Source organism: Vibrio sp. 10N.261.55.A7 (genome assembly GCF_002877365.1).
Classification (GTDB): Bacteria; Pseudomonadota; Gammaproteobacteria; order Enterobacterales; family Vibrionaceae; genus Vibrio.
Window position 1 is genome coordinate 1 of record NZ_MCWZ01000291.1, and the last position, 26,992, is coordinate 26,992.

The window sequence follows — 26,992 nt, forward strand, 5'->3', positions numbered from 1 at the left end:
CCAAATAACTACAAGTAGCTATTCGTATTGGTCACTCAGTTCATTGAAACCTAAAGTGATTCTTTAGAATCATTTTGGATTATCATCAACGAGTGCCCACACAGATTGATAGGTTTAAATTGTTAAAGAGCGTTGCTTTTTGAAGTTTCCTTCTCTAAGCGGACGGTCATTCTAGCGATTTAAGTGTTAGTGTCAACCACTTTTTTAAAACTCTTTTTTAAGCGCTAGGCTTAAGCTATTTGACCTTACTAACTCAGGAATCAAAACCGAAGTTGTGATGCTTTCCCGTGTCAGCGAGGGGGCATTATAGAGATCGCCGTCACGTTGGCAAGTGCTTTTTTCAGTTTTTTTGCTTTTTTTATTCACTCGATTAGTTTTCAATCAAAGAGGCCGATTTTTGCTACTATTTCAACCAAATTTACCGTTTAATCATCATCAATAAGGAGAACAATATGAATTCTATTCGTAGTTATAAAGGTATAAGCCCTCAAATTGGTGATCGTGTCTATATAGATAGCAGTTCTGTTTTAGTCGGTGATATAAAAATTGGTGACGATTCGAGTATTTGGCCGCTTGTTGCTGCTCGAGGGGATGTAAACCACATTCACATTGGCCAGCGTAGCAATGTACAAGATGGCAGCGTTCTTCATGTTACCCATAAGAATGCGGAAAACCCAAACGGCTACCCTCTGATTATTGGTGATGACGTGACGATTGGTCATAAGGTCATGCTGCACGGATGTACTATCCACGATCGAGTACTCGTTGGTATGGGTGCCATCGTATTAGATGGCGTGGTGATTCAGGACGAAGTGATGATTGGTGCAGGCAGTCTTGTTCCACCGAACAAGGTATTAGAGAGTGGTTATCTTTATGTTGGCAGCCCAGTAAAACAAGCACGTCCTTTAACCGATAAAGAGCGTGCATTCTTGCAAAAGTCGTCAGATAACTATGTTCAGAACAAAAACGACTATATTAATGAAGTAGAGACAGCCTAAGCTTCTCTTAGAGTTCAACTTGCCCTAACGAGTTGAACTCCTCTTCTTCTATTCGCTCTTCTATCTGCTCTTCAATATCAAATCGAAATTGACTAAACACGTCTAGCGCTTGCTCAGTTGTTCGGATCTCAACAGCAGCTAACGACTCTAAATACGATTTAGACACTCGACACTCAATTAATGCACCAAATTGCTGAGCAGCAAATTCTACGTGTTGCTTTTCATCGTTCCAGCTTTGAAGATCGGGAAACAGAATGGATTGATTCATGATTAGCCTTCTAGATTCTTACGCAGTTCTCTTAGTATTTGTCTTGAACCAGGCCTTAAACCTCGCCATAACATGAAGCTTTCAGCCGCTTGTCCAACCAACATTCCCAAGCCATCGTAAATTGCTGGTGCAGAGTTCTCTGCTGCCCATTGGTTAAACATAGTTTTGCCTGAACCGTAGACCATGTCATAAACCGCACTCTGCGGAGAAAAAATGGCGGGTGAAATAGCCGGTAACTCTCCGCTAAGTCCTGACGATGAAGAGTTGATGATCACGTCGAAGGATTCATCAACCTGGTTCATTTCAATCGCCTTGATTGCACCATAAGGTTCAAACATATCTGCAAGCTGTTTAGCCTTTGAGAAAGTACGGTTAGCAATGATAATTTCAGCCGGACCTTGATCCATCAACGGCTTAATGACACCTCGGGCTGCCCCACCCGCTCCAATAAGAAGGATACGAGCATCTTTTAACTGGACTTGATGTTGCAGTAGATCCTGAACAAGCCCTTCTCCATCGGTGTTATCACCAATGATTTCGCCGTCATCGAGCTTCTTAAGCGTATTCACAGCGCCCGCCAGTTTAGCGCGTTCGGTCAATCGATCGGCAAATTGATAAGCGTCTTCTTTAAAAGGCGCTGTCACATTACACCCTTTTCCACCTTCCGAGAAAAATTCTGTCGCGGCTTGTTTGAAGCCATCTTTCGGTGGGCATGCTGAGGTATACGTTAGAGGCTGATTAGTTTGCCTTGCAAATAGGGTATGAATAAAAGGGGATTTACTTTGTTTAATGGGATTGCCGAAAACGACGTAACGGTCTATTTGCTGAGTCATATCCTTAACCTACCGAAATTAAAAAGGGCCACACCAAAGACGAATGCTTTGAGCTATGACCCTATCATTAACACTTCTTAGAGAAAAGCCAATATAAAGAGGGAACAATTACCAGTCCCTGGGCTTGAGGTAATTATCGTAGAGATCGGCTTCTGGTGAGCCACTTTCGACCTGATACGCATATTCCCAACGCGCGAGAGGAGGCATCGACATCAGAATTGATTCCGTACGGCCACCACTCTGCAACCCGAACAATGTGCCACGGTCATAAACAAGGTTAAACTCCACATAGCGACCACGTCGATAAAGTTGGAATTGGCGCTCTCTGTCACCAAACGGCGTCTCCTTCCTACGCTCGACAATCGGTACATAAGCGGTAATGTAACCTTCGCCCACGGCTTTCATGTATTCAAAGCACTGTTCAAATTCCCAATCATTGAGATCATCAAAGAACAAACCACCCACACCACGTGTTTCATATCGATGTGGTAGATAGAAATATTTGTCACACCAAGCTTTATGCTCTGAATAAACGTTAGAACCAAAAGGATCACAGATGTCTTTTGCGGTGTTGTGCCAATACTGGCAGTCTTCCTCAAATGGGTAAAACGGGGTTAAATCAAAGCCACCACCAAACCACCAAATAGGATCCTCCCCGTCTTTCTCTGCAATAAAGAAACGCACATTCGCATGAGAGGTCGGTATATATGGGTTGTTAGGGTGCATGACCAATGACACACCCATAGCTTCAAACTTTCTTCCTGCAAGCTCTGGTCGATGAGCTGTCGCTGATGCTGGCATCTCTTCTCCTAACACATGAGAGAAGTTAACCCCCCCTTGCTCAAAGACATTACCATTTCGCATCACACGAGTGCGTCCTCCGCCAAACAGTCTTTCTTCCGGGCCTTTTACCCATTCATCATGTTCAAACTTTGCCGATCCATCGGCACTCTCTAACTCCGAACAAATGGAATCCTGCAATGAGAGTAAAAATTGCTTAACCTTGAGCTTATCGATACTTGCCATTCTTTCTTCCTAGCGCTGTCTTTTTTATATTCAGTATATTGTCGCTATTTTAGCCCTGCCTTAATACCTTTGAGGTCTTGGCATCTCTAATTTCACTTGGTTTATCACGCCCGCCTGTTTTGCCATCCAAAATAGCAAACAATTGATCACCCAATTGTACCTCGACCTCTTCCGTGGTCAAACATGGCGCTAGCCCTGTTAAATTTGCGCTAGTGGAAGTAATCGGCTTGCCAAAGCGAAGACACAGCTCTTGAACCAATGGATGATCGGTAACACGCACAGCGATTGAATCAAATTGCCCTGAGACACACGATAACGTTTTATCGTTGGTTGGCATGATCCATGTAACAGGCCCTGGCCACGTTGTGTGCACCTTGGCTAACTGTTCAGTAGTCAGTTGGCTTTCATCAATATAAGGCAATAACTGGGAATAATTAGCAGCAATAAGAATGAGTCCTTTTTCAACCGGACGCTGTTTTAGATCCAGCAATTTTTGAATGGCTTCCGGGTTATCAGGATCACAGCCAACACCAAACACCCCCTCGGTTGGGTAAGCGATGACTTCCCCTTGTCGTAATGCCTGGTTCACTTGCTCTATATTGTTCACGTAAACTTCCTAGTTCTCATTTATCATTGGTACTGATTGTTAGTGTACAAATAATCACTATCAGGACCTAAAGCTATTTGTTTATAAAATGTATCAATCTTCTACCAAGCACAACGCAAACGTTTGCTTGCTACGATTTTCCCCGTATAATGCGCCCAAAATATCCGCTCACCTAATTATTGAAGCTTGAAGGAATTTGAGATGAAAGTCGGCATTATTATGGGTTCAAAATCAGATTGGCCAACCATGAAACTAGCAGCAGAGATGCTGGATCAGTTTGGTGTTCCTTACGAAACTAAAGTCGTTTCAGCGCACCGCACTCCTCAACTATTAGCTGACTACGCAAACAGTGCCAAAGAGCGTGGTATTAAAGTGATTATAGCGGGTGCAGGCGGCGCTGCTCATCTTCCAGGTATGGCAGCGGCGTTCACTAGTGTTCCGGTATTAGGCGTTCCGGTACAATCTCGCGCATTGAAAGGAATGGACTCACTGCTTTCAATCGTTCAAATGCCAAAAGGCATTGCTGTCGGTACTCTCGCCATCGGTGAAGCGGGCGCAGCAAACGCAGGAATTCTAGCGGCACAAATCATCGGTACACACGATGAAACGGTAATGGCAAAAGTAGAAGCCTTCCGCACGGAACAAACTGAAACTGTGTTAGCCAACCCGAATCCTGCAGAGGACTAAACCATGCATGTATTGGTATTGGGGTCAGGCCAACTGGCGCGCATGATGTCGCTAGCTGGTGCTCCGCTTAACATCGAGATCTCTGCTTTTGATGTGAACAGTGAGAATGTTGTTCACCCTTTGACTCAAGCAATCATCGGACATGGGCTTGACAGCGCGATTGCACAAGCGGATGTCATTACGGCTGAGTTCGAGCACATCCCTCTTGATGTTCTGGATATTTGCGAAAAGAGTGGCAAGTTCTTACCAAGCACTGATGCTATAAAAGCGGGCGGTGACCGTCGTATCGAAAAAGCATTGCTGGATAGCGCTGGCGTAAAGAATGCGAAGTACTACATCATTAATACTCGCGAAGATTTTGATGCTGCTATCGAGCACGTCAAACTACCGATGGTATTAAAAAGTGCATTAGGTGGTTACGACGGCAAAGGGCAATGGCGATTGAAGACACTCGACAACGTCGACACTATTTGGTCAGAAATGGCCGAATGCATTGACTCGTCGCCCTCTCAAGCGATTGTTGCCGAAGCGTTCATTCCTTTCGATAGAGAAGTATCGCTTGTCGGTGCGAGAGCCAAAGATGGCAGTGTGTCGGTTTATCCACTGGCCGAGAACATCCACACAGATGGCGTGCTAAGTCTATCAACCGCGATTGATTGTTTAGAGCTGCAAAGCCAAGCCAAGCAGATGTTCACTGATGTCGCTAATCGTCTGGATTACGTTGGTGTACTTGCATTAGAGTTTTTCGATGTTAATGGTGAGCTGCTGGTTAATGAGATCGCACCACGTGTGCATAACTCTGGTCACTGGACTCAACAAGGCGCAGAAACTTGCCAATTTGAAAATCATCTACGTGCAGTATGTGGTCTTCCACTCGGCTGCACCAAGCTTGTCCGTCCAACCGCAATGATCAACATTTTGGGTCAAGATAGCGTGCCAAACAGTTTGCTATCCACCGAAGGGTGTCATGTGCATTGGTATGGAAAAGAAAAGCGTTCTGGAAGAAAGATGGGGCATATCAATGTGTGTGCCGCGACATCTGAAGCGCTTCAGCAAACACTGTCTTCGCTAGCAGAGGTTCTCGATAAAGAGGCATACCCTGCCATACATGAGATTGCTAAATCGACACACTGATCGAACATTTCATGAGAAAGCGATAAACAAAAAATGACGCCATGTGCGTCATTTTCATTACCCAATGAAACAGAGAAGTTATTTTACGATTGTATGTGCTGGCACTTGCGGTCGGCACACTGAACCTTCACGCCGCTGGCCAGTTTTTTCTCCACCAGCAATGGAAAACCACACTCTTCACAACGTCCCTTCACCGGAGGAAGGTTAACCGCAAACTTGCACTTAGGATAACAATCACACGCATAGAAGAGTTTACCAAAACGAGTTTTACGTTCGGTTAAATGACCACGCCCACAATCTGGACAAGCAAATTGCTGCTGCGGTGCTTCATCAGGGGTATCTAAAGATTCAATGTGTTGACAGGTTGGGTAATCACTACAACCGATGAACATACCATAACGCCCTTGGCGCAATACCAACTCGTTCCCACATTCAGGGCACGCAACGCCTAGCGCCTTAATAATGTGGCCATCATTTGGGTGTAATGGGCGAATAAAATCACAGCTAGGATAGTGGGTACAGCCTAAAAATGGGCCATGTTTCCCATGACGAAGTTGAAGCTCCCCATCACAGTTAGGGCACGGCTCGTGTTCAAGCGCATGCTCATGGCCAGAAAATAGCTTTTGATCGATTTTACTGCTCATTAGTCTCTTCAGTGCTTAATGGTAAGACAATCACTTAGTGCAAGACACCTTGCTCAGTTGTGTACAACAGCTCTTCCATTAGCGTATAAGCATTTTCATTCCCTGGGACGTTGAACAGCACCATGAGAATGATCCACTTTAAATCATCCAATTCAAATTCGTTTGTCTCTAAGCCCATCACTCGATCAATCACCATTTCACGAGTCTCTGTCGTGAGAACATTAATATGCTCAAGAAAAAGCAGAAAACCTCGACTTTCGATGTCGAGCCTTTGCATCTCTTTCGTTGTATAAATACGTGTTGATGTTGCCGCACTGGTTGTAATCGCTGAGTGCTCATCACTTTGTTGAAGTGCCGCTAACTCTTCCAACCAATGAAGGGCTTTATAGATATCTTTTTCATGAAACCCAGCTCGAAGCAGTTCATCTTCAAGCTCATCTTGGTCCACTTGCAACTCTGCATCGCTATGGATATAGGTTTCGAACAAATACATCAGTATGTCCATCATCATAACTAGCCCCTCCCATTACGAATATAGCCACCGGAAACTGCAATAACATGCCCTGAAAGCTCAAGCTCTAGGAGCTGCATCATGACTTCATGAACAGGTATATTGGTCCTGCTCGCGAGAATATCAACTGGTGTAGCCTCTATTCCTACGTTAGCTAACAGTTGTGGAAATGGCAATTCTTCTTCGCACTCTATTTTATCAAATAGTTCCGCTTGAGTATTGGTCTTTTGATTAATAGACCAGTTTACCAAGGTATCAATTTCATCTAAGACATCCTGATGACACTGAACAAGGCAAGCCCCGTTTTTTATCAAGGTGTTACCACCACGGTTAAGGCTGTTATGAATTGAACCCGGAATAGCGAACACATCACGCCCTTGCTCAGCGGCGTATCGAGCCGTGATCAATGAACCACTTTTTTCTGCTGCCTCCACCACGAGTACACCAACGGATAGTCCACTGATGATTCGATTGCGGCGAGGAAAATGAGCGGGACGAGGTTTTATGTTCGGCGCAAATTCAGATACGAGCGCGCCAGATTCCACAACACGATTGGCTAAATGTCTGTGCCTCGCGGGGTAGATTTGTTCTAGGCCTGAGCCCAACACGGCCACCGTTTGACCTTTTGCATTCAGCGCGCCGTTATGAGCATGCCCATCAACCCCTAACGCCAAGCCACTGGTGACGGCTAATCCATGCTCAACAAAGCAACGCGCATACGAATCGGCCATATTCAGCGCCTCAGGGCTGGCATTTCGGCTGCCGACCATGGCGATCTGTGGTGTCGATAAGGAGCTCACATCCCCTTTAACAAACAATACTGGGGGCGGAAGTGCGACTTCATTCAGCAATGGAGGGTAATCATGATGAAGTGGGGTGATAATGTGATGACCAGTCGATCGTTGCCAATTTAGACACAGTTCGACTTGGCGGTCGGCCCCTTGCTTAAAGTAAGCGATCTGTGGGGCAGACAACCCGATGGCCCTCAAACCATCATTGTCACGAGACCTAAGATTCAAGGGGGTATCGATGGCGATAAGGCGCGCCATCGCTTTGCTGCCAATTTTAGGGGTGAACGCTAATGCCAGCCATGCTGATAACTCTGTTTCTGACATGCTGTGGATTAGCTACCTGAGTGATTGGCGTCACTCAAACTTAAGTCTCTACTCTTGTCATGGTCTGGCGATATCAGCAAAGCATCATGACCTATCGGTGCATCACTGACTGTAATCAGTGCGAGGCTAAAATAGCGATAAGGGCGAATCACCATTAAGCTGCCTACTTGCATATTGGGCAGTTGATGCTCCGCTTTCCTTGTCGAATCCTCATAGCTGAATTGGCCTTGATGACTGTAAACACTCACTCCCGATTGCAACAAGGAATACATACTGCCTTGGCTTAACGCATCTTCAGAGCCTTTATTTATAATCACAACCTGATTCTTAACGGAGTACTGACTCCCATTCAGTGCGCCGAGTATCTTTGCTTGGCTATTGGCTGGAGACGGCGAAGGATAGAACGTGGTTGTAAGCTCAATTTCATCGATTGAGACATCAGGCAATGCAATATCATTAAGCCAAATCTCCTGCTCTTGATTGATCACCTGAAGCCGAGTGATATCAGGCTCTGACTCTCTGAGCTTCGCACTAGCGATACGTTTTAAGGCAACAATGACCTTATCGTCACGCTGATATTCTTGGGCAATACGATAAATGCCCCAATGAGGATCACGCTCATCTCCGGAAATAAACAGTGACTCTTCTGACGTTAAATACTGCTTACCACTGCTCGCCCCGAGCACTTTGCTGCTCGCATTCAAAGTATCTAAGTCAATCAAACGATCAGATTGCAAATAGGGAACCAAAAGCCCCTCTTTTATTGTCGGCACCGCATGTTTTTCGAGCACACGAACCTTTGGGCTCAATTTGACCATGGGCTTTAGGCTCAAAACAGGCTGACCATTCACCCAATACAGCGTTAGCCTGTCTCCTGGGTAAATAAGGTGAGGGTTATTAATGTCTGGATTGTTTTTCCATAGCTTCGGCCATAGCCACGGGCTGTCTAGGTACAGTTCCGAAATATCCCACAACGTATCGCCCTTCACGACCGTATAGGTTTTCGGAGCCCCTTCCTTGATGGTCAGAGACTTAGTCTGATTAGCAAAGACAGACATTGAAAGCATCATGAAAGTGGAAAATAAAAACATAATTAAAAAATGATGAACTCTTGTCATGACCCACTTCCCTGCGTCTTATTTGTAATCAAATTTGAGAATATTAACGCTTGGATGCTGTCATTTAGGGTCTAAAATGTCTAGAATTGAGCCAACTAGTTTAGGCCGATTCGGCACAGTTCAATAATTCGAGTGTATATGTCTGTATTACAAGTATTAACATTCCCAGATGACCGCTTACGCACTGTCGCGAAGCCTGTCGAAAAGGTAACACCAGAGATCCAAAAATTCGTCGATGACATGATTGAAACCATGTACGAAGAAGAAGGTATTGGCCTTGCAGCGACGCAGGTTGATTTCCACCAACGCATTGTCGTTATTGATGTTTCTGATACTCGTGATGAGCCTATGGTTCTGATCAACCCTGAAATCACAGAGAAACGCGGTGAAGATGGCATTGAAGAAGGCTGCTTATCCGTACCCGGTGCTCGCGCTTTAGTCTCTCGTGCATCTGAAGTATCAGTCACTGCTCTTAATCGTGACGGTGAAGAGTTCAGCTTTGAAGCCGACGACTTACTGGCTATCTGTGTACAACACGAACTTGACCACTTACAAGGCAAGCTCTTCGTTGATTACCTTTCTCCTCTAAAGCGTAAGCGTATCCAAGATAAGCTCACCAAGATCAAACGCTTTAACGAGAAACAAGCCAATAAAGGTTAATCGCCTAGCGGTAGAGCCATTGCTGTATCGCTAACGCCCTTTGTTGATAAAAACATTATTTATAAAAGGAAGCCTACCTTGAGCCAGTCTTTAAGAATTGTCTTTGCAGGTACTCCAGACTTCGCCGCCCTTCACTTGGCGGCGTTGTTGTCTTCGGAGCATGAAGTCATCGCGGTTTACACGCAGCCCGATCGCCCAGCCGGTCGTGGTAAAAAGCTCACTGCAAGCCCAGTAAAGAATCTCGCCTTAGAGCATGATATTCCGGTCTACCAGCCTGAGAACTTCAAGTCAGACGAAGCGAAGCAGCAGCTTGCTGACCTCGATGCCGATCTGATGATTGTCGTCGCGTACGGTCTACTTCTGCCCCAAACGGTTCTTGATACCCCTAAACTCGGCTGTATTAACGTACATGGCTCGATTCTTCCTCGCTGGCGTGGTGCCGCACCGATTCAACGCTCAATCTGGGCTGGTGATGACGAAACTGGTGTCACCATCATGCAGATGGATATCGGTCTAGACACCGGTGACATGCTCAAGATAGCGACTCTACCGATTGAAGCGACCGATACCAGTGCATCGATGTACGGGAAGCTCGCTGAATTAGGACCCAAAGCGTTGGTCGACTGCCTTGTCGATATCGCGAATGGCACTGCCGTTGCAGAGAAGCAAGATGATGAACTGGCAAACTACGCAAAGAAACTCAGCAAAGAGGAAGCACGCATTAACTGGAATGACGATGCTGCTCATATTGAGCGCTGCGTACGTGCGTTTAACCCATGGCCAATGAGTCATTTTGAAGCCGCAGAAAACAGTATCAAAGTATGGCAAAGCCGCATTGATGAACAAACCAGTGATAAAGCGGCAGGTACCATCATTAAAGCCGACAAAACGGGCATCTACATTGCCACTGGTAATGGCGTGCTAGTTCTGGAAACGATCCAGGTACCGGGCAAAAAAGCCATGTCAGTACAAGACATCCTCAACGCTCGTGCGAGTTGGTTTGAGGTTGGATCGGTTTTAAGCTAACCTCAAAACCAAAATCGTATTCAGAATACGATTTGAAGTAATACAGTAAGACCAACACCCTGAACTACAGATTAAGTCAGTACATTTTAGGAGGCGGAGATGCCTCCATTAACTTTAAGGTATTCCCATGAATGTTCGCGCAGCCGCGGCTAACGTACTTTTCCAAGTTGTCGACAAAGGCCACTCTCTTTCTCACGCACTCCCTGCAGCGCAAAAAACCATACGTCCACGAGACCATGCGCTACTGCAAGAGATCTGTTATGGCGCGCTGCGTTACCTCCCTCGCTTAGAAACCATTGCGAACGAGTTAATGGAAAACCCTCTCAAAGGCAAAAAACGCGTTTTCCACCACCTCATCTTGGTTGGTATTTATCAGCTTGGCTTCATGCGCATTCCTTCTCACGCCGCGGTTGGTGAAACCGTAGAAGGCACAAACACCCTTCGAGGACCAAGCCTAAGTGGTTTAATCAATGCCGTCTTAAGAAACTACCTTCGCAATCAAGAAGAGCTGGATGCTATTTCTGTCAGCCATAACGCTGGAAAATACAGTCACCCAAGCTGGATTCTGAAAATGCTTCAAGAGAGCTACCCAGACCAGTGGCAAGAGATTATTGAAGCGAATAACAACAAAGCACCGATGTGGCTACGCGTGAATCGACACCACCACACGCGTGATGAGTACCTTGAACTTCTCAAAAATGAAGACATTGAATTCACTCTTCACCCAGAAGCGGCCGATGCGATAAAGTTAGCCAGCCCATGTGACGTAATGAAGTTACCGGGATTTGAAAAAGGTTGGGTATCGGTACAAGATGCTGCCGCGCAATTATCTGTTGACTACCTAACACCTAAAGAAGGCGAGTTGATTCTTGATTGTTGTGCAGCGCCTGGCGGTAAAACAGCGCATATTCTAGAGCACACGAATGAAACGGAAGTCGTGGCCATTGATGCTGATGTGAAAAGACTGGATCGCGTTTACGACAATCTTGACCGCCTACAGCTAAAAGCTGACGTTATTTGCGGTGACGCACGTTACCCAGAAGAATGGTGGCAAGGTGAGCAATTTGATCGTATTTTGCTAGATGCGCCTTGTTCTGCAACGGGCGTTATTCGTCGTCACCCCGATATTAAATGGCTGCGCCGTGCAACTGACATCGATGCACTCGCTGAGCTTCAAAGTGAAATCATGGACGCGATGTGGAAGCAGCTTAAACCAGGTGGCACCATGGTATACGCCACATGTTCTGTACACCCAAAAGAGAACAGCCTACAAGTGAGCGCCTTTTTAGAGCGAACCAGCAACGTAGAACTCTTGGGCTCTGAGCCTTCAGCTCCTGGACGTCAAATCCTTCCAGGCGAAGAAGACATGGATGGCTTCTACTACGCAGTGCTAAAGAAGTCTAACGCATAATAATCCGCTAAGTTCATGGAATAAAAGCACAATCACGTGCTTTTATTCTACGATTAAGAGTAGTAATCAAAGAGAAATGGCATGAAAATCATCATTCTTGGCGCAGGTCAGGTAGGCGGTACACTGGCAGAGAACCTTGTCGGTGAAAATAACGATATCACCATCGTTGATAAGAACAACGATCGCCTTCGTGAACTACAAGACAAGTATGATTTGAGGGTGGTGAACGGCTACGCAAGTCATCCAGACGTGCTGAGAGAAGCCGGTGCACAAGATGCGGACATGTTGGTTGCTGTAACCAACATGGATGAAACCAACATGGCCGCGTGTCAGGTGGCCTTCACACTGTTCAATACACCCAATCGTGTTGCCCGCATTCGTTCTCCTGAATACCTCATGGAAAAAGAAGCGCTGTTTAAATCAGGGGCAGTGCCGGTTGATCACCTCATTGCGCCAGAAGAGCTGGTGACGAGCTATATTGAACGCTTAATTCAATACCCAGGTGCGCTTCAGGTGGTCAGTTTTGCCGACCAAAAAGTCAGCCTAGTGGCGGTTAAAGCCTATTATGGCGGACCACTGGTGGGTAATGCGCTATCAGCACTTCGCGATCACATGCCACATATCGATACTCGAGTGGCCGCTATTTTCCGTCAAGGTAGAGCGATTCGACCTCAGGGCACAACCATCATTGAAGCCGATGATGAGGTGTTCTTTGTTGCCGCCAGTAACCACATTCGCTCAGTGATGAGTGAACTGCAACGACTGGAAAAGCCTTATCGACGCATCATGATCGTTGGTGGGGGTAATATCGGCTCAGGTTTAGCGAAGCGCCTTGAACAAAGCTACAGTGTTAAACTCATTGAACGCAGCTACAAGCGTGCGGAAAAACTCTCAGAAGAACTCGAAAACACCATCGTTTTCTGTGGTGACGCCGCCGACCAAGAGTTGCTAACGGAAGAAAATATCGATCAGGTTGATGTTTTTATCGCTCTGACCAATGAAGATGAAACCAACATCATGTCAGCAATGCTGGCCAAACGAATGGGTGCAAAAAAGGCGATGGTCCTCATCCAACGCAGTGCCTACGTTGACTTGGTTCAAGGCAGTGTCATTGACGTCGCCATCTCTCCACAACAAGCAACCATATCAGCGCTGTTAACCCACGTTCGTCGTGCTGATATTGTTAACGTATCATCTCTTCGCCGCGGCGCTGCGGAAGCGATAGAAGCCGTTGCTCATGGCGATGAAACCACGTCTAAAGTGGTGGGACGTGCCATTGGGGATATTCGCTTACCGCCAGGCACGACAATCGGTGCGATTGTTCGAGGTGATGAGGTACTGATTGCCCACGACAGAACCATCATTGAACAAGACGACCACGTAGTCATGTTCTTGGTGGACAAAAAATACGTACCTGACGTTGAAGCGCTCTTCCAACCAAGTGCGTTCTTCTTATAACCCCATTGGCGAGTAGGAGCATCATCTTATGGTAAACCTACGTCCCATCTTATTTGTCATCGGGCTGCTTTTATCTAAGTTAGCCCTATTTATGTACATCCCCACTCTTGTCGCGTTCTTCACAGGTTCTGGTGGTTTGATTGAGTTCGGGAAGTCCGTTCTCATTACCCACACCGTCGCTTTTTTGTGCTTAACGCTAGGTCGAACCGCCAAGTTTAAGCTAAACGTTCGAGATCTTTTCCTCATCACGAGTTTGGTGTGGACGATCGCCAGTGCCTTTGCTGCCTTACCCTTTGTTTTCATCAACCACATCAGTTTTACCGACGCCTATTTTGAAACCATGTCAGGTATTACGACCACAGGCTCAACGGTACTCAGTGGATTAGATGCCATGGCCCCCAGTATTCTATTGTGGCGCTCAATACTGCAATGGCTTGGTGGCGTGGGCTTCATCGTGATGGCGGTCGCTGTCTTGCCCATGCTGAATGTTGGGGGGATGAAGCTATTCCAAACGGAATCATCTGATTGGTCAGACAAAAGCAGCCCTCGCGCGAAAACCGTAGCGAAGAACATCGTTATCGTTTATCTCACGCTCACCCTGCTGTGCCTAGTCGGCTTTTTATTAACGGGCATGTCTCTTTTCGATGCCATTAACCATGCCTTTACCACGCTATCTACGGGTGGCTATTCCACTTCAGATGGATCAATGAACAGTTTCTCAAATGGATCGCATTGGGTGGCAACACTCTTTATGTTCTTAGGTGGCTTACCCTTTCTATTATTTGTCACCGCACTGAGAAAGCGTCAGCCAAAAACACTACTCAATGATGCTCAGGTGAGAGGATTTTCTTACCTTTTCCTCGCCTCAAGTTTGGTGATTGCCTTATGGCTGGTGATTCGAGATGGGTACTCAATTTTGGACGCCCTGCGCGTAGCGATGTTCAATATCGTTTCAGTCGTGACCACAACCGGATTTGGCTTGGAGGACTTCACTGCATGGGGGGCACTGCCGACGACCCTATTTGCCTTTTTAATGATGGCTGGGGCATGTTCAGGATCGACTTCTGGGGGAATAAAGGTCTTTCGCTTTCAAATAGCCCTGACTTTGCTCAACAAGCAGATGATGAAGCTGATACATCCATCCGGTGTGTTTGTTCAACGCTATAACCAACGCCCTGTGAGTGATGACATCGTTCGTTCTGTCGTCGCTTTTGGCCTGATGTTCTTCATCACCATTATCTTTATTGCGGGCGGGTTAAGCGCGATGGGGCTTGACCCAATTACCAGCATATCTGGGGCGATCACCGCTGTTGCAAACGTAGGCCCAGGTATGGGCTCAGTGATTGGGCCAACAGGAAACTTTGCACCGCTGCCTGATGGAGCAAAGTGGTTGCTCAGCTTTGGCATGCTAATGGGAAGATTAGAGATCCTCACTTTATTGGTTTTGTTCTTTCCGGCATTTTGGCGTCGATAGGGGCTAAAGGGCTAAGCAGAGCAAACTAGGCTAGGCCGAAACAGGTGTCACGTAGAAATAAATAGACAGAAAATGGCAGACACTTCCGCCCAATACAAATAGATGCCAAATTGCGTGGTTGTATGGAATGCGTTTGACCACATAGAACACCACACCCAGTGAATAAACCAAACCACCTGCGGCTAGCAGCACTAAGCCGCCTACCTCGATATTCAATGCCAATTGATAAATCACAACCAATGACAGCCACCCCATCGCCAAATAAGTGATCAGCGATGCGCGCTTAAATCGGTAGACAAAGAACAGCTTCATCACCACCCCAATCAATGCGATCAGCCAGATGACAATCATGAGTCCAACCGCAAGTGGTGTCCTTAAGCTAACAAGCAGATATGGCGTGTAGCTTCCGGCGATGAGAAGGTAAATCGCGCAGTGGTCAAAGGTTTTCAGCCAGCGTTTGGCTTTCGGCGCAGCGATAGAATGATAAAGGGTAGAAGCCAGAAACAAGATAATAATGCTGGATCCGTACAGACCCATGCTAACCAGAGTCAATACATCGGCCTGAGCCGCTATCGACTTGTGCATTAACAGCACCAAGCCAACAATGCCAAACAAAACACCAAGCCCATGGCTCAATGAATTTGCCAGCTCTTCGCGAGAGGAATATTCACAGCTAACCGACACAGTCACATACCACCAACCCAGTTGATATTATCTTAGGATCGGCAGTATCGCACATTTAAGATTACACTTGTAAGCTTAAATTCCATTCCTGTTTCTAGCAGCTGCTATCAAGGTACGCTAAGACCTGCTGACCCGCAGCTTCCGAGCTGGTTTCAATTGGAATAACCAGTTCGCGTTTTAGCTGCCCGACACCGAGTAAGCTGGCTAACATTCCTTTTGCGCCTTGGCGGTTTCTGTCCACCTCAAACCAAAGCTTGATCTCTGATTCTGTATGATGCGCAACTATTTCTAATTCACGCCAACGGCCATGATATGGCCCTGTCGTCGGCACAAACTCGAACTCTTGTACAAACGGCAGTTCAAAGCCTTTCACCGCCTCACACTCTACCTGTCGAATCCGTAAGCCTTGCTCTTCTAGCGCTGTAAAAATACCATCCATTATCGGATCGGGCCGCACCGTGAGTACGTCTTTATCTGTCGGGTCGATGGCCATTGATATATCCAACCCCGTTTCAAGCCAAACTTTCGCATCGCCAATAGTCACAGGGGTATTTAAAGGTACGTCTAACTCAACGTTAAAGTCTCGCTCTTCTCCCGGCTTGATCGTAAAGGCATACGGAAGGCTCCAGTTTGCGAGCGTATAGGTTTGATTAACGCGTCGAGTTCGATGGCCATCGCTGTTGTCACCTTTATCAACTGGTACTTCATCGACATAGCTGCAACAGAGCTTGAGCTCAATATTGTCAATCTCTTGCTCACTCGATCCACCATAAACATGAATGGTCACGTTCACCCCTTTTCCAGGGTAAAGCACTTCTTGCTGTAGTACCGAATCAACCTTGGCGGATCCGATACCAAAACTTGCGAGGGTTTTCTTAAAAAACGACATACACACCTCCTTGATGAACCTTCATAGTAACCATGAAACTCGTCTTAACTCAATCGAGTAAGTATCAATTTCTCTATGCATTCACTCATACTCGGAAATGAACGAACGCGATCTCTTTTTGATCACAATATTTCACTATAAAACCGTCGGATCCATTGATTATATATCGACCAATGCATGGGTTGGTGCTAACCTACATTTTGATATGCTTGCATATCAACACTCCTGAATCGTTATTTGGATTGGCGAGAGCCAGAAGAGCCACCCTTCAAGCAATTGAAGCTCAACTCATAACGATTTAGGCCATTAGATTGGCAATGGATGTGCCTGACCGTTAGGTAAATAAATGCGCCCAACACCCGTCAGGTTTGCGCACTCAAATCGTAGTGCGTCTCGTCGTCGTAGTGGCTTTGCTACTGCACCGACAGCAAAACCAGCAGCACCCGCTATGACGTTGGCGGAAAAGACAGCTCGCACAGTGTCAGATCCTTCAAATGCAGTTAAAGCGGCTTAATAAAAAGCGCAGCCTTGACTGCGCTTTTTTATATTTAAACCTTATAAAAACTAGGTATTAAAACGCTTATTTGGTAAATTGCTCACCTATAATTATAGCAATGAGAAAACAAAGTGAAGTGTCATAGAATTGAAGAATTACTCGAGTTACTCGAACCTGAGTGGCAAAAAGATCAAGAGTTGAACCTGTTACAGTTCATCATTAAGCTCTCTCAAGAAGCCGGCTATGAAGGCAAGCTTGAAGATCTCACCGACGATGTCCTCATCTATCACCTAAAGATGCGCAACAGCGGAAAGACAGAGATGATTCCGGGGCTTAAAAAAGATCAGGAAGAAGATTTCAAGACCGCTATTTTACGCGCTCGAGGTATCGTAAAGTAGTTTAAAACATCGTTAAGAAAAGCGACCTATTTTGGTCGCTTTTTTGTTTTTGCGCTAAGCGTTTCATCTGTTATACATTTTTTGTACTGAACTGTGGCTAATGTTAAACAATTAAATTCGCTATACACTATATAATAACGCCTTGATAAAAGTTGAGGTGGTACTGAGCTCGTTTTGTCCGTATCAGAATCACCCAAATACAATGGCAGTGTCGACAGAGTGTGAACAACAGAATTCGCACCTAATAGCCCAAAAAAGGATGACTTAATGAGTCAGGATAAGATCGATATAAAGGATGTGACGCCCAAAACCTATAATCCCAAAACCCACAAAGGAAACAAGGATAGGTTTAACCCTAGCAATCGTATTTATGTTCGCGAGAGTAAAGGGGCATTTCAGCAGCTACGTCGCTATGGCGGCTGGTTTTTGTTGGTGCTATTTTCAGCCATTCCATGGATTCCCTATGGTGAGCGTCAAGCGATTCTTCTAGACATTGCCAGCCAACAATTTAACTTTTTTGGTACCACGCTTTACCCACAAGATCTCACCCTACTCGCACTGCTATTCATGATTGCCGCATTCGGGCTCTTTTTTCTCACAACCTTTTTAGGCCGCGTTTGGTGTGGCTACCTGTGTCCACAAACCGTTTGGACATTTATGTACATCTGGTTTGAAGAAAAGCTCGAAGGCAGCGCAAATAAAAGGCGCAAACAAGATTCAGGCAAACTCACCGCCAAAATTCTAGTCAGAAAAGCCCTCAAACACATCGCGTGGATCGGTATTGCACTCGCGACGGGATTAACATTCGTTGGTTACTTCATCCCTATCAAGGAATTGATCATTGGCTTCTTTACCTTTAGCGGTACTTTCTGGCCAATATTTTGGGTGATTTTCTTTGCCGCCTGTACTTATGCCAACGCAGGCTGGATGCGATCTATCGTGTGTTTGCACATGTGCCCATACGCACGCTTTCAATCAGCGATGTTTGATAAAGACACCTTCATCGTCGGCTATGACGCCAAACGAGGTGAAGACAGAGGCCCACGTTCGCGCAAAGCAAACCCTACCGATCTTGGCTTAGGGGACTGTATTGATTGCGATCTCTGTGTTCAGGTTTGTCCGACGGGAATCGATATTCGAGATGGTCTTCAGTACGAATGTATTAACTGTGGCGCATGTATTGATGCCTGTAACAAAACCATGGAGCGCATGAAGTACAAAACAGGCCTGATTAGCTATACAACCGAGCACCGACTGGAAGGGCACAAAACCGATATCATGCGACCAAAACTGATTGGTTATGGCTTGATATTTGTTGTCATGATTGGCTTGTTCTTTACTCAAATCGCCAGCGTAGAGCCAGTAGGATTAAGCGTCATTCGGGATAGAAACCAATTATTTAGAGAAAATAATGCGGGTGAAATTGAGAATACTTATAACCTTAAAATCATCAACAAGACTCAGCAACTTCAGAGCTACGATTTGAATGTTACGGGTTTAAGCGATGTAACTTGGTATGGTCGACAAACGGTTCAGGTTCAGCCTGGTGAAGTGCTTAACTTGCCAATGAGCCTAGGCACAGATCCTGACAACTTAAACAGTTCAGTCACCACAATTCAGTTTATACTGTCAGACAGTAATGATTTCAGCATACAGATAGAAAGTCGATTCATTGGCGAGCTCTAGTCTGCGGATTCTCAATAATTAATATGGAAAAGGCTCAGTAATGAGCCTTTTTAATTTATGACCGAACAAGCCTTTAATTTTAATGCTCTTACTCCTGACTTTATGTGGTACGCACTCGAAAGCATTGGGATTCGCGCAGAGTCTGGCTTCTTGCCTCTCAACAGCTATGAGAACCGGGTATATCAATTTACCGACGAAGAGCGTCAGCGCTATGTGGTGAAATTTTATCGCCCAGATCGATGGAGCGAACTGCAAATTCAAGAAGAGCATGACTTCACCCTTGAATTACATGACTCTGAAATACCCGTTGCGCCGCCTTGTCGAATCAATGGTCAGACTCTGCATCACTACCGAGGCTACCTATTTGCTCTGTTTGTCAGTGTCGGGGGACGCCAGTTTGAGGTTGATAACTTCGACCAGTTAGAGGGAGTCGGACGCTTTCTTGGCCGTATTCACCAAGTTGGGCAAAGTAAGCCGTTTCTACACAGACCCACCATTCACTTGGACGAGTACCTACACCAACCGAAGAAACTGTTAGAGAATTCAAGCTTCATTCCCATGCATCTTGAAAATGCCTTCTTCAGTGATCTAGACTTGCTTATTTCTCAGCTTGAGCAACACTGGCAGCCAAACGTTGACGTTATTCGTCTCCATGGCGATTGCCACCCGGGTAATATTCTGTGGCGTGACGGGCCGATGTTTGTCGATCTTGATGACTCTCGAAACGGCCCCGCTGTTCAAGATTTGTGGATGATGCTCAATGGTGAGCGAGCAGATAAGCTTATTCAGCTTGATATCCTCTTAGAAGCCTATCAAGAGTTTTGCGATTTTGATCATGCTCAGTTAAGGCTTATCGAGCCTTTGCGAGGTCTACGAATGGTCTACTATATGGCCTGGCTTGCAAAAAGATGGCAAGATCCTGCTTTTCCTATCGCTTTTCCTTGGTTTAATGATCCAAAATACTGGGAAAGCCAAGTATTAGGTTTTAAAGAACAAATTGCGGCATTGAGTGAGCCTTCATTGTCACTCACACCACAATGGTAAATAGGCGCTCGCCTTATAATTAGATTTATGGAGAAACCAATGAAGAAGCTGTTTGCACTTGTCGCAACACTGATGCTAAGCCTTACCGCTCACGGAGCACAGTTTGAAGAAGGAACGCACTATAAGGTGTTGGATACAGAGCCATCGAAAAAGCCTGTAGTCACCGAGTTTTTCTCGTTCTATTGCCCGCATTGTAACGACCTTGAACCGGTTATTGATCAACTTAAAGAGCAACTACCTGAAGGCGTTAAACTAAAGAAAAACCACGTATCATTCATGGGTGGCTCAATGGGCATGCCCGTGAGTAAAGCTTACGCGGCTATGATCACACTAAAAGTTGAAGATAAGATGGTTCCAGTGTTGTTCAACCGAATCCATAACATGGGCAAGCCACCAAGAAATGAAGAAGAGCTTAAGCAAATCTTTATTGATGAAGGCATCGATGCAAAAGAATATGATGCTCATTACAATGGTTTTGCTGTCGACTCTATGGTGCGCCGCTTTGATAAAGCCTTTCAAGATAATGGTTTAAAAGGCGTTCCTGCAGTCATCGTCAATAACCGTTATTTAGTTCAGTCACAAAGTATCAGAACCACTTCTGAATACTTTGCATTGGTGAATTACCTTCTAACAAAGCAGGTAAATAGTAATACTACTGATTGATTAACAAAACGGATTTATCACTAAAAAGGAGCGCAATGCGCTCCTTTTTCTTAAAAATGATCTTATTTTTCAATAATTCATACCGTATAGTAATGGCTCACAATTAAGGTAATGGAGAACCTTATGAAAGCTCGCTACACGTTGCTCATTGCTCTACTCTCATCGACTTCTAGTTACGCTAAGATCGGAGAAGGAAACGGCTTTAGCGGTGAAATATCACTGAATAGTGTCTATATCACACAAGAATCTCACCTTAGTACCGACGCCGATGCATCACTGACAAGCCTAGATCAAGCCGCAACTGAAACCGATTCTTTTATAGTGGCGCCTCTAGGCAACATTGCCTATACCTTTGGCCAGTCAAACCAACAGGTGTATTTTGGTACCACGCGAGATGATATCGCTGTTGGTACACTTGCGTTGCAGTTGGGTTACAAATATCAACTGCCGTCAAAAACCACCATCGATATTGCATTTCTACCAACCGTAATGTCTGGTAGTGTTTGGCAAAACCCATACGACACAACAACAGCCCGACAAGAAACGGACGTGGATGGTAATGCCTACCGTTTGAAGCTCTCTAATATTGCAGGCAGCTTGTTCTCCCTTGATATGGCGTATGGAGACAAAGAGGTTGAGAATGACAACTGGGCAAATACAAGTCTTGCTCGTAGCGCAGAGACCTACTTTGTAAAAGGGCAAGTGCGCGTGCCACTAAGCCGAGCAACCATGTTGGCACCGGCAATCTCCTACACCAAACAAGAAGCCGAAGGCACAGTAAATAGCTTTGAGCGATACCGTGGAGAATTGAGTGTCTTTCAATTCCTAGGCGCTCACAAAATTGCCCTAACCGCCTCTTACTCACAAACAGATTATGAATCAGCTAATCCGTTATTTAGTAATCAAACTCGTTCAGACAATGGGCTGTCATTTTTTGCTGCCTATGAATATGCCGACTTTTTGGGATACAAAAATTGGTCACTCATTTCATTCCTAGGCTATAACAACAGTGATGCCAATATCGACTTTTATGATGAAACTCAAACCATCGTATCTTTGGGTGTGAACTACCAATTCTAATCCGTTAGAGAATTACACCGCTTGCAATGTTAACTGCTTTAATAAGCGGTCCATCGCTCGATAGCCTAACGCCTCAGCCAAATGAGGCTTGGCTATCTGATGAGAACCTTCCAAATCTGCAATAGTACGCGCCACCTTAATAATTCGATGATAAGCGCGAATCGATAGCCCTAGGCGATGCAAAGCCGTTTCCAAAAACTGAGCGTCGACCTTTTCTAATGGACAGTATCTCTCTACCTCTCGACTGCCTAATAACGCATTAACTGAACCGCTTCTCTGTAACATGCGCTCTCTCGCCACTTCCACACGCTGTTTAACGACACTCGTTGGTTCACCTCTATCGCCGCCTTCAGCCAACACACCTTTCGGAAGCACGGGAATCTCTATCGACATATCAAAGCGGTCCAACAACGGCCCAGAAAGCCGATTTAAATAGCGCAGAATGATTTGCGGGTTGGTTCGTGTATGACTGCCTTCATAATACCCTGTCGGGCTTGGGTTCAACGCTCCCACCAACTGAAATCGAGCCGGAAAACGAGTTTTCCCTTGAGCCCGAGAAATAATGATCTCACCAGACTCGAGTGGCTCTCGAAGTGAATCCAACACCTTTCGCTCAAACTCTGGCATCTCATCAAGGAAAAGCAGCCCATGATGCGCGAGGGAAATCTCCCCGGGACGAGGAATAGAACCCCCTCCCACCAACGCTGCCATCGAGCTTGAGTGATGTGGCGAACGAAAAGGACGCTGTTTCCAATTATGTTCATTGATTTCTTGCTGCGTGAGCGAGGCAACCGATGCGGTTTCCATCGCTTCTGATTCGGTCATTTCAGGCAGTAAATCACACAGTCGAGACGCGAGCATGGTTTTTCCCGTTCCCGGCGGGCCAAGAAACAACGTTCTATGTACCATTTACCCAGTACGACTTGTCGTGATGGCAAGCATCACTACTAGAACAAACAGACTGTTGTAAAAGTAGTTGCTTTTTTAAGCTCAATTCCTAGAATGCAGGCAGCAGTCAACCACAACTTATAGGTACTGCTAACATGACCACCGCTTACTCTTACATCCGCTTTTCTAGTGCTGTTCAAGCTAAAGGAGACAGCCTCCGTAGACAAACACAATTAACCTTAGAATACTGTAATAGGCACTCATTAACGCTCTCAGAGCAGTCCTTTGTTGACCTTGGTGTATCTGCCTTTCATTCTGCTAACTCTCATGAGGATAGTGGTCTAGGGCAGTTCCTTAAAGCCTTGGAACAAGGTGTTATACCTCGTGGCTCATTCTTGCTGGTGGAATCATTAGACCGCCTATCACGAGCAAAAGTACAAACAGCCTTACGCCAATTGCTCAACATAATTGACTATGACATCACAGTAGTTACCTTGCTTGATGGCCGTACATACAACAGCGATTCAAACACCACTGACCTAATCATTTCTCTCACCGTAATGGAACGAGCACACAACGAATCAAAGACCAAATCAGAACGCCTCAAAGCTGTATGGGCAAACAAACGAGCAAACCCTCACACAACCACTAGGCACAGCAACACACCCTTCTGGCTATCCCTCAATGAAGATAAACGAACCTACACTGTCATTGAATCAAAGGCTGATATTGTTAGGCGTATATTTCAAATGTCCATTGATGGTCGTGGTGCTGTAAGCACATGTCGAATACTAAACGAAGAAGGCATCAAAGCACCAAGAGGCGGTACTTGGGCGTTAACTAGCATTAAGAAAATCTTAGGCTCTAAGGCTGCTATTGGCCATCACACTCACATCATCAACAACAAAGTCCAGTCATCTACTGTCCCTGATTTCTATCCACCGATAATCAACGAAGAAACTTATTACCTATCTCAAGCCAAGATGAAAGAGCGACACAAGCCTAACTCAGCAGGAAGAAAGAGCACCTTTCCCAATGTCCTATCACAAGTGGCTGTTTGTGGTTCTTGTGGCTCACACATGCTCTACGACCCTAAATCACCGCAATGGATTTACCTGACCTGTCGTGAGTTCAAGAAGAATGCTTGCACTAACAAGCCATTAAGAATTGAGTTAATCAACCGCTTCATCATCGAGCAGTATCTACACCCACAGCACTTTGAAAAGCACGTAGAACTCGTAAAGAAAAGCTCAACTAGCGCAGACCAAACCACAGTATTGGAAGGCAAAATAGAATCAGCCAAAGAAGCCCTCAAACAGCTTTTAACCCTGTCTTCTGATTTCTCTAACTCAGTCATCCAAGATGAAATAAAGACTCGCTCTGAGTCCATACGGAGTCTAGAAACACAGCTAGAAGAAGCCAAAGCATTGTCCGTTGAATCGGTCACTTCCATCCATATGGATTTCTTTGAATCTTGTCAGTTAGTAGCCGATGCCCTACAACTTGAGGTCTATGGAAAGCAACCTGCACCACTATCAAAAGAAGAACTGTTCAAAGTACGAGTGAAGTTGAACCGCTCACTAAAACAAACCTTCTCAGAGATTACAGTTAGCCATTGTCCAGATACGAAAAAAGCCAGTCTCACAGCTAATGGCTTCATGTTTGAAGCTCATAAATCAGCTATGAAAACTGGCTTTAATGACACTACTTGGTGGATTATCTAAAATGGAATATCGTCATCATAGGCATCTTCAACCTTTACAAAATCAGACTTCCACTCTTGGGGTGTTAAAGTTTTGAGCTCACTATTGTTTTCCTCATCAGAAAACGGTTCACGAGATACTCTTAATATTTTAGTTTTATCGTCAGGAAAATAAACCGTGAAGTAATTCTGGTCATAATTAACATCTTTTTTATCAACGACTCCAAAGCCTATACCTATGAGCAAGAGAGCAAGTTCTTCCCCACTTTCAAAGAATACACGGAATGGGACTTTCGCTTTTTCTCTAATATCATTAAAGATTGGGTGATTATTCCTAAGGATATTGGATATTGCTGACTCGCCATTTTTCTTCTCATCTACGAGGAATTCCACCAAAGAGTTCAAGGTTTCTGAAGTAGAGGCGAGTTTATTTATTAGGTTAACTTCTTTCTTTTTTGATTCATCACTGAGTAATCGCTGAAACAGCCCAGCCCACTGCTCTTGCAAGAAGTTAGCAATATCCTGAGCGCTACTGAAATTATGAATAGTGTTGTTCTTTGGCAAGTCATACACCTCTTCCAAGAACTCGTACACTTTAACATCATCAACCGCTGCATATGTAATGCCATCGACACCTTTGTTTACTTCATAAGTTCGGTATTCGGTGGCAACAGAACTATCCACAAATATGTAAACCTGCTTACCAGTTTCTAGCGCCTTCTTTAGTTCTTTATTTGAAACCGAATACTCACTTTCATGTGACTGAGAACCATAACGACCACCGATGATTGATACAAGAATGTCGCACTGGTCAATTTCTTTGTAACAGTACTCTTCTAGCTTCTCTTGACTGCCATATGATATATGACCTTTTTCATTAAGCACTGCATCATAACCTTGCTCATTGATGAAGCGCTCCAAATCTGCGCGAATCTGCTTTAAGTCATAATAAGTAGAGCTGACGAAAATCCTTGGCTTAGCCATCCTGCACCTTTATCAAAATATCAATAATCACAATAGGATACAGGGTTTCATATGACGTTACTTATAGGTGTGTGGTTTTATGTGATTGGGTTACGGCTTTTCACTTCTAGATTGGGCATTAAGCCCGCTTCATGAAGGGATAAAATCCTCTCATCCAGTTCTTTCTCGCTCAAGTGGCTATAGTCATTAACTGAGCTATTTGTATCATCAGTTAATTGTCTGTTATTACCAAAGCTCAACATCTCCTTCAGGATAGAAAATTTTATCTTGTCATCTTGGGTAGTTGTGTACAGGCGCTTAAGCTCTTGCATTGGATGTAAATCTTCTCGAATCAACTCATCCATCATTGAAGATGTGAACCGATTTCTTGAGCCTTTTTGCCTTCCTTGACCAAATTTATTCCCGATCTTAAACGTCCCATTTGGATTCCTATCACTCATGAATCACCTCCTTAATCTCGACACTTCCATCTAGCAAGCACCGTATCAGCATCTCACCCACAATCTGTCGTAGTTCGTTATTGGTTGCCAGCTTCTCTAGTAACACTGTATCGTTGCGCTTCTGTAGCTTGCAGATATCTTCAATAAACTCTGTAATTTTCATATCTTCTCCTCACCTCACGGCTTTAAGTTATTAGGCTTTGCCTTGTTTCATAGCAATGACTTTACCTTTGTAATTACGTACTTTCACAAACCCACTGTTATTGGGCTTTAGTACTCTATGTGTACTTCTGTTTCTGATAACACCTGTCACGCAGTGCTTTTCATACTTGGGACAGTCATCAATAGATGTCCATTCTTTAGCTTTGGATTGTAGAACCTTAAACAGTTCAGTTAAGCTAACGTTGTACTCAGCACCTAGTTCACGAAGTGCGTTCTTCAGTTTTATTTGATTCATTGTTTACTCCTGCCTCACGGCGTTAGTTTTTGCCCAAGTGGGCATTTAATCTGTTCTTTACAAATGGACATTCAACCCTATAATGCCGGCCTTTCTAGGATGCTATTGGCTACCCGTTTACAGATGACAAATAGATATCTAAGGGTCTTTATCTCTGCTCTGTATGAAAGATTAAGCTATTCAAAAAATACCCATTTGGTAGGTTCAATTCGTCCACTTTAGTGGGCATTTGGACACAGTTAGAAAGGCATGCCATAACCATTTTCTTCCCATTCAGCCCAATGGCTTGCCAGCTCTCTTCTTTGTCTCTCAATAGCTTCACTGGTATTTCTAGCATCTAGAATCAATGCCATATACACCTTTTGTTCTTTGGTGTTTCTAGGTCTTAGCTTATGCTTCCAAGCCATTGCTTCCTTGAAATCTGCATCACTTAGTAATGCCACATCTTCTGGTTCAAACGACTGAACCCACCAACCTTTATCAACCTCTAAAATTTCATTAGGGGCAACAGCTACTTCATTGTTCAGCATCCCAATCAAATCACCGTCATTGCCACATATTTCTTCATATCTACTTAAAACTTCCATTATCTTCTCCTCGATTTCCATATC

At 45.0% G+C, this 26,992-nt stretch carries 30 protein-coding genes and 1 pseudogene; 15 read left to right on the forward strand and 16 right to left on the reverse strand.

Annotated elements, in window-relative coordinates; all coding sequences use genetic code 11:
• Positions 1–452: 452 nt before the first annotated feature.
• Complete coding sequence (locus BCU12_RS15000) at positions 453–998, forward strand: gamma carbonic anhydrase family protein (RefSeq protein ID WP_102405063.1); 546 nt, start codon at positions 453–455, stop codon at positions 996–998.
• A 7-nt stretch (positions 999–1,005) separates the two neighbouring features.
• Here the strand turns inward: BCU12_RS15000 and BCU12_RS15005 are convergent, their stop codons facing one another.
• The 4 genes from BCU12_RS15005 to BCU12_RS15020 all read right to left on the reverse strand — a co-directional run bounded on the left by BCU12_RS15005 (position 1,006) and on the right by BCU12_RS15020 (position 3,732).
• The gene (locus BCU12_RS15005) at positions 1,006–1,266 is read right to left on the reverse strand and encodes a DUF1488 domain-containing protein (protein WP_102405064.1); all 261 of its coding nucleotides are present in this window, start codon (positions 1,264–1,266) and stop codon (positions 1,006–1,008) included.
• A 2-nt stretch (positions 1,267–1,268) separates the two neighbouring features.
• The gene (gene aroE / locus BCU12_RS15010; protein WP_102405065.1) at positions 1,269–2,099 is read right to left on the reverse strand and encodes a shikimate dehydrogenase; all 831 of its coding nucleotides are present in this window, start codon (positions 2,097–2,099) and stop codon (positions 1,269–1,271) included.
• Positions 2,100–2,207: 108 nt separating this feature from the next.
• Positions 2,208–3,125 carry an oxygen-dependent coproporphyrinogen oxidase gene (gene hemF / locus BCU12_RS15015; RefSeq protein ID WP_102405066.1) on the reverse strand — a complete coding sequence of 306 codons (918 nt, stop codon included), beginning with the start codon at positions 3,123–3,125 and terminating at the stop codon, positions 2,208–2,210.
• 49 nt (positions 3,126–3,174) lie between these two features.
• A complete protein-coding gene (locus tag BCU12_RS15020; RefSeq protein ID WP_102405067.1) occupies positions 3,175–3,732 on the reverse strand; it encodes an L-threonylcarbamoyladenylate synthase in 558 nt (185 codons plus the stop codon).
• Between the two features lie 201 nt (positions 3,733–3,933).
• On the opposite strand from BCU12_RS15020, the gene purE reads away from it, so the two are divergent.
• Complete coding sequence (gene purE, locus BCU12_RS15025) at positions 3,934–4,419, forward strand: 5-(carboxyamino)imidazole ribonucleotide mutase (protein ID WP_102405068.1); 486 nt, start codon at positions 3,934–3,936, stop codon at positions 4,417–4,419.
• 3 nt (positions 4,420–4,422) lie between these two features.
• A complete protein-coding gene (locus tag BCU12_RS15030) occupies positions 4,423–5,553 on the forward strand; it encodes a 5-(carboxyamino)imidazole ribonucleotide synthase (RefSeq protein WP_102405069.1) in 1,131 nt (376 codons plus the stop codon).
• A gap of 83 nt (positions 5,554–5,636) precedes the next feature.
• Here BCU12_RS15030 and BCU12_RS15035 read toward each other — a convergent pair whose 3' ends face one another.
• Genes BCU12_RS15035 through BCU12_RS15050 form a run of 4 tightly spaced genes read right to left on the reverse strand, consistent with a single transcriptional unit; the run spans position 5,637 to position 8,914 of the window.
• Positions 5,637–6,197, reverse strand: a complete 561-nt coding sequence (locus BCU12_RS15035; protein WP_102405070.1) for a type I DNA topoisomerase — start codon at positions 6,195–6,197, stop codon at positions 5,637–5,639.
• 34 nt (positions 6,198–6,231) lie between these two features.
• On the reverse strand, positions 6,232–6,708 hold the full coding sequence (locus BCU12_RS15040) for a DUF494 family protein (protein ID WP_102405071.1): 477 nt from the start codon (positions 6,706–6,708) through the stop codon (positions 6,232–6,234).
• Between the two features lie 2 nt (positions 6,709–6,710).
• Positions 6,711–7,823 carry a DNA-processing protein DprA gene (gene dprA / locus BCU12_RS15045; RefSeq protein ID WP_102405072.1) on the reverse strand — a complete coding sequence of 371 codons (1,113 nt, stop codon included), beginning with the start codon at positions 7,821–7,823 and terminating at the stop codon, positions 6,711–6,713.
• A gap of 8 nt (positions 7,824–7,831) precedes the next feature.
• Positions 7,832–8,914, reverse strand: coding sequence for a LysM peptidoglycan-binding domain-containing protein (locus BCU12_RS15050; protein ID WP_198599344.1), 1,083 nt, complete (start codon positions 8,912–8,914; stop codon positions 7,832–7,834).
• Positions 8,915–9,079: 165 nt separating this feature from the next.
• Between BCU12_RS15050 and def the strand changes: the two genes are divergently transcribed.
• The 5 genes from def to BCU12_RS15075 all read left to right on the forward strand — a co-directional run bounded on the left by def (position 9,080) and on the right by BCU12_RS15075 (position 14,970).
• Positions 9,080–9,601 (forward strand): peptide deformylase, encoded by a 522-nt coding sequence (gene def / locus BCU12_RS15055; protein WP_102405074.1) that lies wholly within the window; start codon positions 9,080–9,082, stop codon positions 9,599–9,601.
• Positions 9,602–9,679: 78 nt separating this feature from the next.
• Entirely contained in the window at positions 9,680–10,627 is a 948-nt protein-coding gene (gene fmt / locus BCU12_RS15060) for a methionyl-tRNA formyltransferase (RefSeq protein ID WP_102405075.1), read from the forward strand.
• A 127-nt stretch (positions 10,628–10,754) separates the two neighbouring features.
• Positions 10,755–12,038 (forward strand): 16S rRNA (cytosine(967)-C(5))-methyltransferase RsmB, encoded by a 1,284-nt coding sequence (rsmB, locus tag BCU12_RS15065; protein WP_102405076.1) that lies wholly within the window; start codon positions 10,755–10,757, stop codon positions 12,036–12,038.
• An 81-nt stretch (positions 12,039–12,119) separates the two neighbouring features.
• Positions 12,120–13,496 carry a Trk system potassium transporter TrkA gene (gene trkA, locus BCU12_RS15070; RefSeq protein ID WP_102405077.1) on the forward strand — a complete coding sequence of 459 codons (1,377 nt, stop codon included), beginning with the start codon at positions 12,120–12,122 and terminating at the stop codon, positions 13,494–13,496.
• Positions 13,497–13,524: 28 nt separating this feature from the next.
• Positions 13,525–14,970 carry a TrkH family potassium uptake protein gene (locus BCU12_RS15075; RefSeq protein WP_102405078.1) on the forward strand — a complete coding sequence of 482 codons (1,446 nt, stop codon included), beginning with the start codon at positions 13,525–13,527 and terminating at the stop codon, positions 14,968–14,970.
• 30 nt (positions 14,971–15,000) lie between these two features.
• On the opposite strand, the gene BCU12_RS15080 is transcribed toward BCU12_RS15075, so the two are convergent.
• Positions 15,001–15,654, reverse strand: a complete 654-nt coding sequence (locus BCU12_RS15080) for a hemolysin III family protein (RefSeq protein ID WP_198599342.1) — start codon at positions 15,652–15,654, stop codon at positions 15,001–15,003.
• A gap of 94 nt (positions 15,655–15,748) precedes the next feature.
• Positions 15,749–16,543: a sporulation protein gene (locus tag BCU12_RS15085; protein WP_102405080.1), complete on the reverse strand. Its 795-nt coding sequence runs from the start codon at positions 16,541–16,543 to the stop codon at positions 15,749–15,751.
• Positions 16,544–16,889: 346 nt separating this feature from the next.
• Here BCU12_RS15085 and BCU12_RS23490 point away from each other — a divergent pair, with 346 nt between their 5' ends.
• From BCU12_RS23490 to BCU12_RS15110, 6 genes are all read left to right on the forward strand, one after another.
• On the forward strand, positions 16,890–17,057 hold the full coding sequence (locus BCU12_RS23490) for a hypothetical protein (protein WP_198599343.1): 168 nt from the start codon (positions 16,890–16,892) through the stop codon (positions 17,055–17,057).
• 113 nt (positions 17,058–17,170) lie between these two features.
• Entirely contained in the window at positions 17,171–17,437 is a 267-nt protein-coding gene (locus BCU12_RS15090; RefSeq protein ID WP_102405081.1) for a YihD family protein, read from the forward strand.
• Positions 17,438–17,704: 267 nt separating this feature from the next.
• Positions 17,705–19,123, forward strand: coding sequence for a cytochrome c oxidase accessory protein CcoG (gene ccoG / locus BCU12_RS15095; RefSeq protein WP_102405082.1), 1,419 nt, complete (start codon positions 17,705–17,707; stop codon positions 19,121–19,123).
• A 57-nt stretch (positions 19,124–19,180) separates the two neighbouring features.
• Positions 19,181–20,167, forward strand: a complete 987-nt coding sequence (locus BCU12_RS15100) for a serine/threonine protein kinase (protein ID WP_102405083.1) — start codon at positions 19,181–19,183, stop codon at positions 20,165–20,167.
• Between the two features lie 39 nt (positions 20,168–20,206).
• Positions 20,207–20,830 carry a thiol:disulfide interchange protein DsbA/DsbL gene (locus BCU12_RS15105; RefSeq protein ID WP_102405084.1) on the forward strand — a complete coding sequence of 208 codons (624 nt, stop codon included), beginning with the start codon at positions 20,207–20,209 and terminating at the stop codon, positions 20,828–20,830.
• A 123-nt stretch (positions 20,831–20,953) separates the two neighbouring features.
• A complete protein-coding gene (locus BCU12_RS15110; RefSeq protein WP_102405085.1) occupies positions 20,954–21,910 on the forward strand; it encodes a DUF2860 domain-containing protein in 957 nt (318 codons plus the stop codon).
• Between the two features lie 12 nt (positions 21,911–21,922).
• Here the strand turns inward: BCU12_RS15110 and BCU12_RS15115 are convergent.
• Positions 21,923–22,804, reverse strand: a pseudogene (locus BCU12_RS15115) (YifB family Mg chelatase-like AAA ATPase); the annotation flags it as partial.
• 149 nt (positions 22,805–22,953) lie between these two features.
• On the opposite strand from BCU12_RS15115, the gene BCU12_RS15120 reads away from it, so the two are divergent.
• The gene (locus tag BCU12_RS15120) at positions 22,954–24,522 is read left to right on the forward strand and encodes a recombinase family protein (RefSeq protein ID WP_102405086.1); all 1,569 of its coding nucleotides are present in this window, start codon (positions 22,954–22,956) and stop codon (positions 24,520–24,522) included.
• On the opposite strand, the gene BCU12_RS15125 is transcribed toward BCU12_RS15120, so the two are convergent.
• From BCU12_RS15125 to BCU12_RS15140, 5 genes are all read right to left on the reverse strand, one after another.
• On the reverse strand, positions 24,519–25,484 hold the full coding sequence (locus BCU12_RS15125) for a DUF4062 domain-containing protein (protein WP_102405087.1): 966 nt from the start codon (positions 25,482–25,484) through the stop codon (positions 24,519–24,521). The two genes, BCU12_RS15120 and BCU12_RS15125, sit on opposite strands and share 4 nt — an antisense overlap.
• 77 nt (positions 25,485–25,561) lie before the next feature.
• On the reverse strand, positions 25,562–25,924 hold the full coding sequence (locus BCU12_RS15130; RefSeq protein ID WP_102405088.1) for a hypothetical protein: 363 nt from the start codon (positions 25,922–25,924) through the stop codon (positions 25,562–25,564).
• Positions 25,917–26,087 (reverse strand): hypothetical protein, encoded by a 171-nt coding sequence (locus BCU12_RS23335; RefSeq protein WP_157939884.1) that lies wholly within the window; start codon positions 26,085–26,087, stop codon positions 25,917–25,919. The genes BCU12_RS15130 and BCU12_RS23335 overlap by 8 nt, the downstream gene beginning before the upstream one ends.
• A gap of 30 nt (positions 26,088–26,117) precedes the next feature.
• Positions 26,118–26,381, reverse strand: a complete 264-nt coding sequence (locus tag BCU12_RS15135; RefSeq protein WP_102405089.1) for a hypothetical protein — start codon at positions 26,379–26,381, stop codon at positions 26,118–26,120.
• A gap of 239 nt (positions 26,382–26,620) precedes the next feature.
• A partial coding sequence (locus BCU12_RS15140) for a hypothetical protein (protein WP_206748379.1) occupies positions 26,621–26,992 on the reverse strand: 372 nt, incomplete at its 5' end.

Excerpts from the sequence above, each read along its gene's own strand:
- BCU12_RS15000 (WP_102405063.1), top strand. The coding sequence starts at position 453 with ATGAATTCTATTCGTAGTTATAAAGGTATAAGCCCTCAAATTGGTGAT.
- BCU12_RS15005 (WP_102405064.1), bottom strand. The coding sequence starts at position 1,266 with ATGAATCAATCCATTCTGTTTCCCGATCTTCAAAGCTGGAACGATGAA.
- aroE (WP_102405065.1), bottom strand. The coding sequence starts at position 2,099 with ATGACTCAGCAAATAGACCGTTACGTCGTTTTCGGCAATCCCATTAAA.
- hemF (WP_102405066.1), bottom strand. The coding sequence starts at position 3,125 with ATGGCAAGTATCGATAAGCTCAAGGTTAAGCAATTTTTACTCTCATTG.
- purE (WP_102405068.1), top strand. The coding sequence starts at position 3,934 with ATGAAAGTCGGCATTATTATGGGTTCAAAATCAGATTGGCCAACCATG.
- BCU12_RS15030 (WP_102405069.1), top strand. The coding sequence starts at position 4,423 with ATGCATGTATTGGTATTGGGGTCAGGCCAACTGGCGCGCATGATGTCG.
- BCU12_RS15035 (WP_102405070.1), bottom strand. The coding sequence starts at position 6,197 with ATGAGCAGTAAAATCGATCAAAAGCTATTTTCTGGCCATGAGCATGCG.
- BCU12_RS15040 (WP_102405071.1), bottom strand. The coding sequence starts at position 6,708 with ATGATGATGGACATACTGATGTATTTGTTCGAAACCTATATCCATAGC.
- dprA (WP_102405072.1), bottom strand. The coding sequence starts at position 7,823 with ATGTCAGAAACAGAGTTATCAGCATGGCTGGCATTAGCGTTCACCCCT.
- BCU12_RS15050 (WP_198599344.1), bottom strand. The coding sequence starts at position 8,914 with ATGTTTTTATTTTCCACTTTCATGATGCTTTCAATGTCTGTCTTTGCT.
- def (WP_102405074.1), top strand. The coding sequence starts at position 9,080 with ATGTCTGTATTACAAGTATTAACATTCCCAGATGACCGCTTACGCACT.
- rsmB (WP_102405076.1), top strand. The coding sequence starts at position 10,755 with ATGAATGTTCGCGCAGCCGCGGCTAACGTACTTTTCCAAGTTGTCGAC.
- trkA (WP_102405077.1), top strand. The coding sequence starts at position 12,120 with ATGAAAATCATCATTCTTGGCGCAGGTCAGGTAGGCGGTACACTGGCA.
- BCU12_RS15075 (WP_102405078.1), top strand. The coding sequence starts at position 13,525 with ATGGTAAACCTACGTCCCATCTTATTTGTCATCGGGCTGCTTTTATCT.
- BCU12_RS15085 (WP_102405080.1), bottom strand. The coding sequence starts at position 16,543 with ATGTCGTTTTTTAAGAAAACCCTCGCAAGTTTTGGTATCGGATCCGCC.
- BCU12_RS23490 (WP_198599343.1), top strand. The coding sequence starts at position 16,890 with ATGCGCCCAACACCCGTCAGGTTTGCGCACTCAAATCGTAGTGCGTCT.
- ccoG (WP_102405082.1), top strand. The coding sequence starts at position 17,705 with ATGAGTCAGGATAAGATCGATATAAAGGATGTGACGCCCAAAACCTAT.
- BCU12_RS15100 (WP_102405083.1), top strand. The coding sequence starts at position 19,181 with ATGACCGAACAAGCCTTTAATTTTAATGCTCTTACTCCTGACTTTATG.
- BCU12_RS15105 (WP_102405084.1), top strand. The coding sequence starts at position 20,207 with ATGAAGAAGCTGTTTGCACTTGTCGCAACACTGATGCTAAGCCTTACC.
- BCU12_RS15110 (WP_102405085.1), top strand. The coding sequence starts at position 20,954 with ATGAAAGCTCGCTACACGTTGCTCATTGCTCTACTCTCATCGACTTCT.
- BCU12_RS15120 (WP_102405086.1), top strand. The coding sequence starts at position 22,954 with ATGACCACCGCTTACTCTTACATCCGCTTTTCTAGTGCTGTTCAAGCT.
- BCU12_RS15125 (WP_102405087.1), bottom strand. The coding sequence starts at position 25,484 with ATGGCTAAGCCAAGGATTTTCGTCAGCTCTACTTATTATGACTTAAAG.
- BCU12_RS15130 (WP_102405088.1), bottom strand. The coding sequence starts at position 25,924 with ATGAGTGATAGGAATCCAAATGGGACGTTTAAGATCGGGAATAAATTT.
- BCU12_RS23335 (WP_157939884.1), bottom strand. The coding sequence starts at position 26,087 with ATGAAAATTACAGAGTTTATTGAAGATATCTGCAAGCTACAGAAGCGC.
- BCU12_RS15135 (WP_102405089.1), bottom strand. The coding sequence starts at position 26,381 with ATGAATCAAATAAAACTGAAGAACGCACTTCGTGAACTAGGTGCTGAG.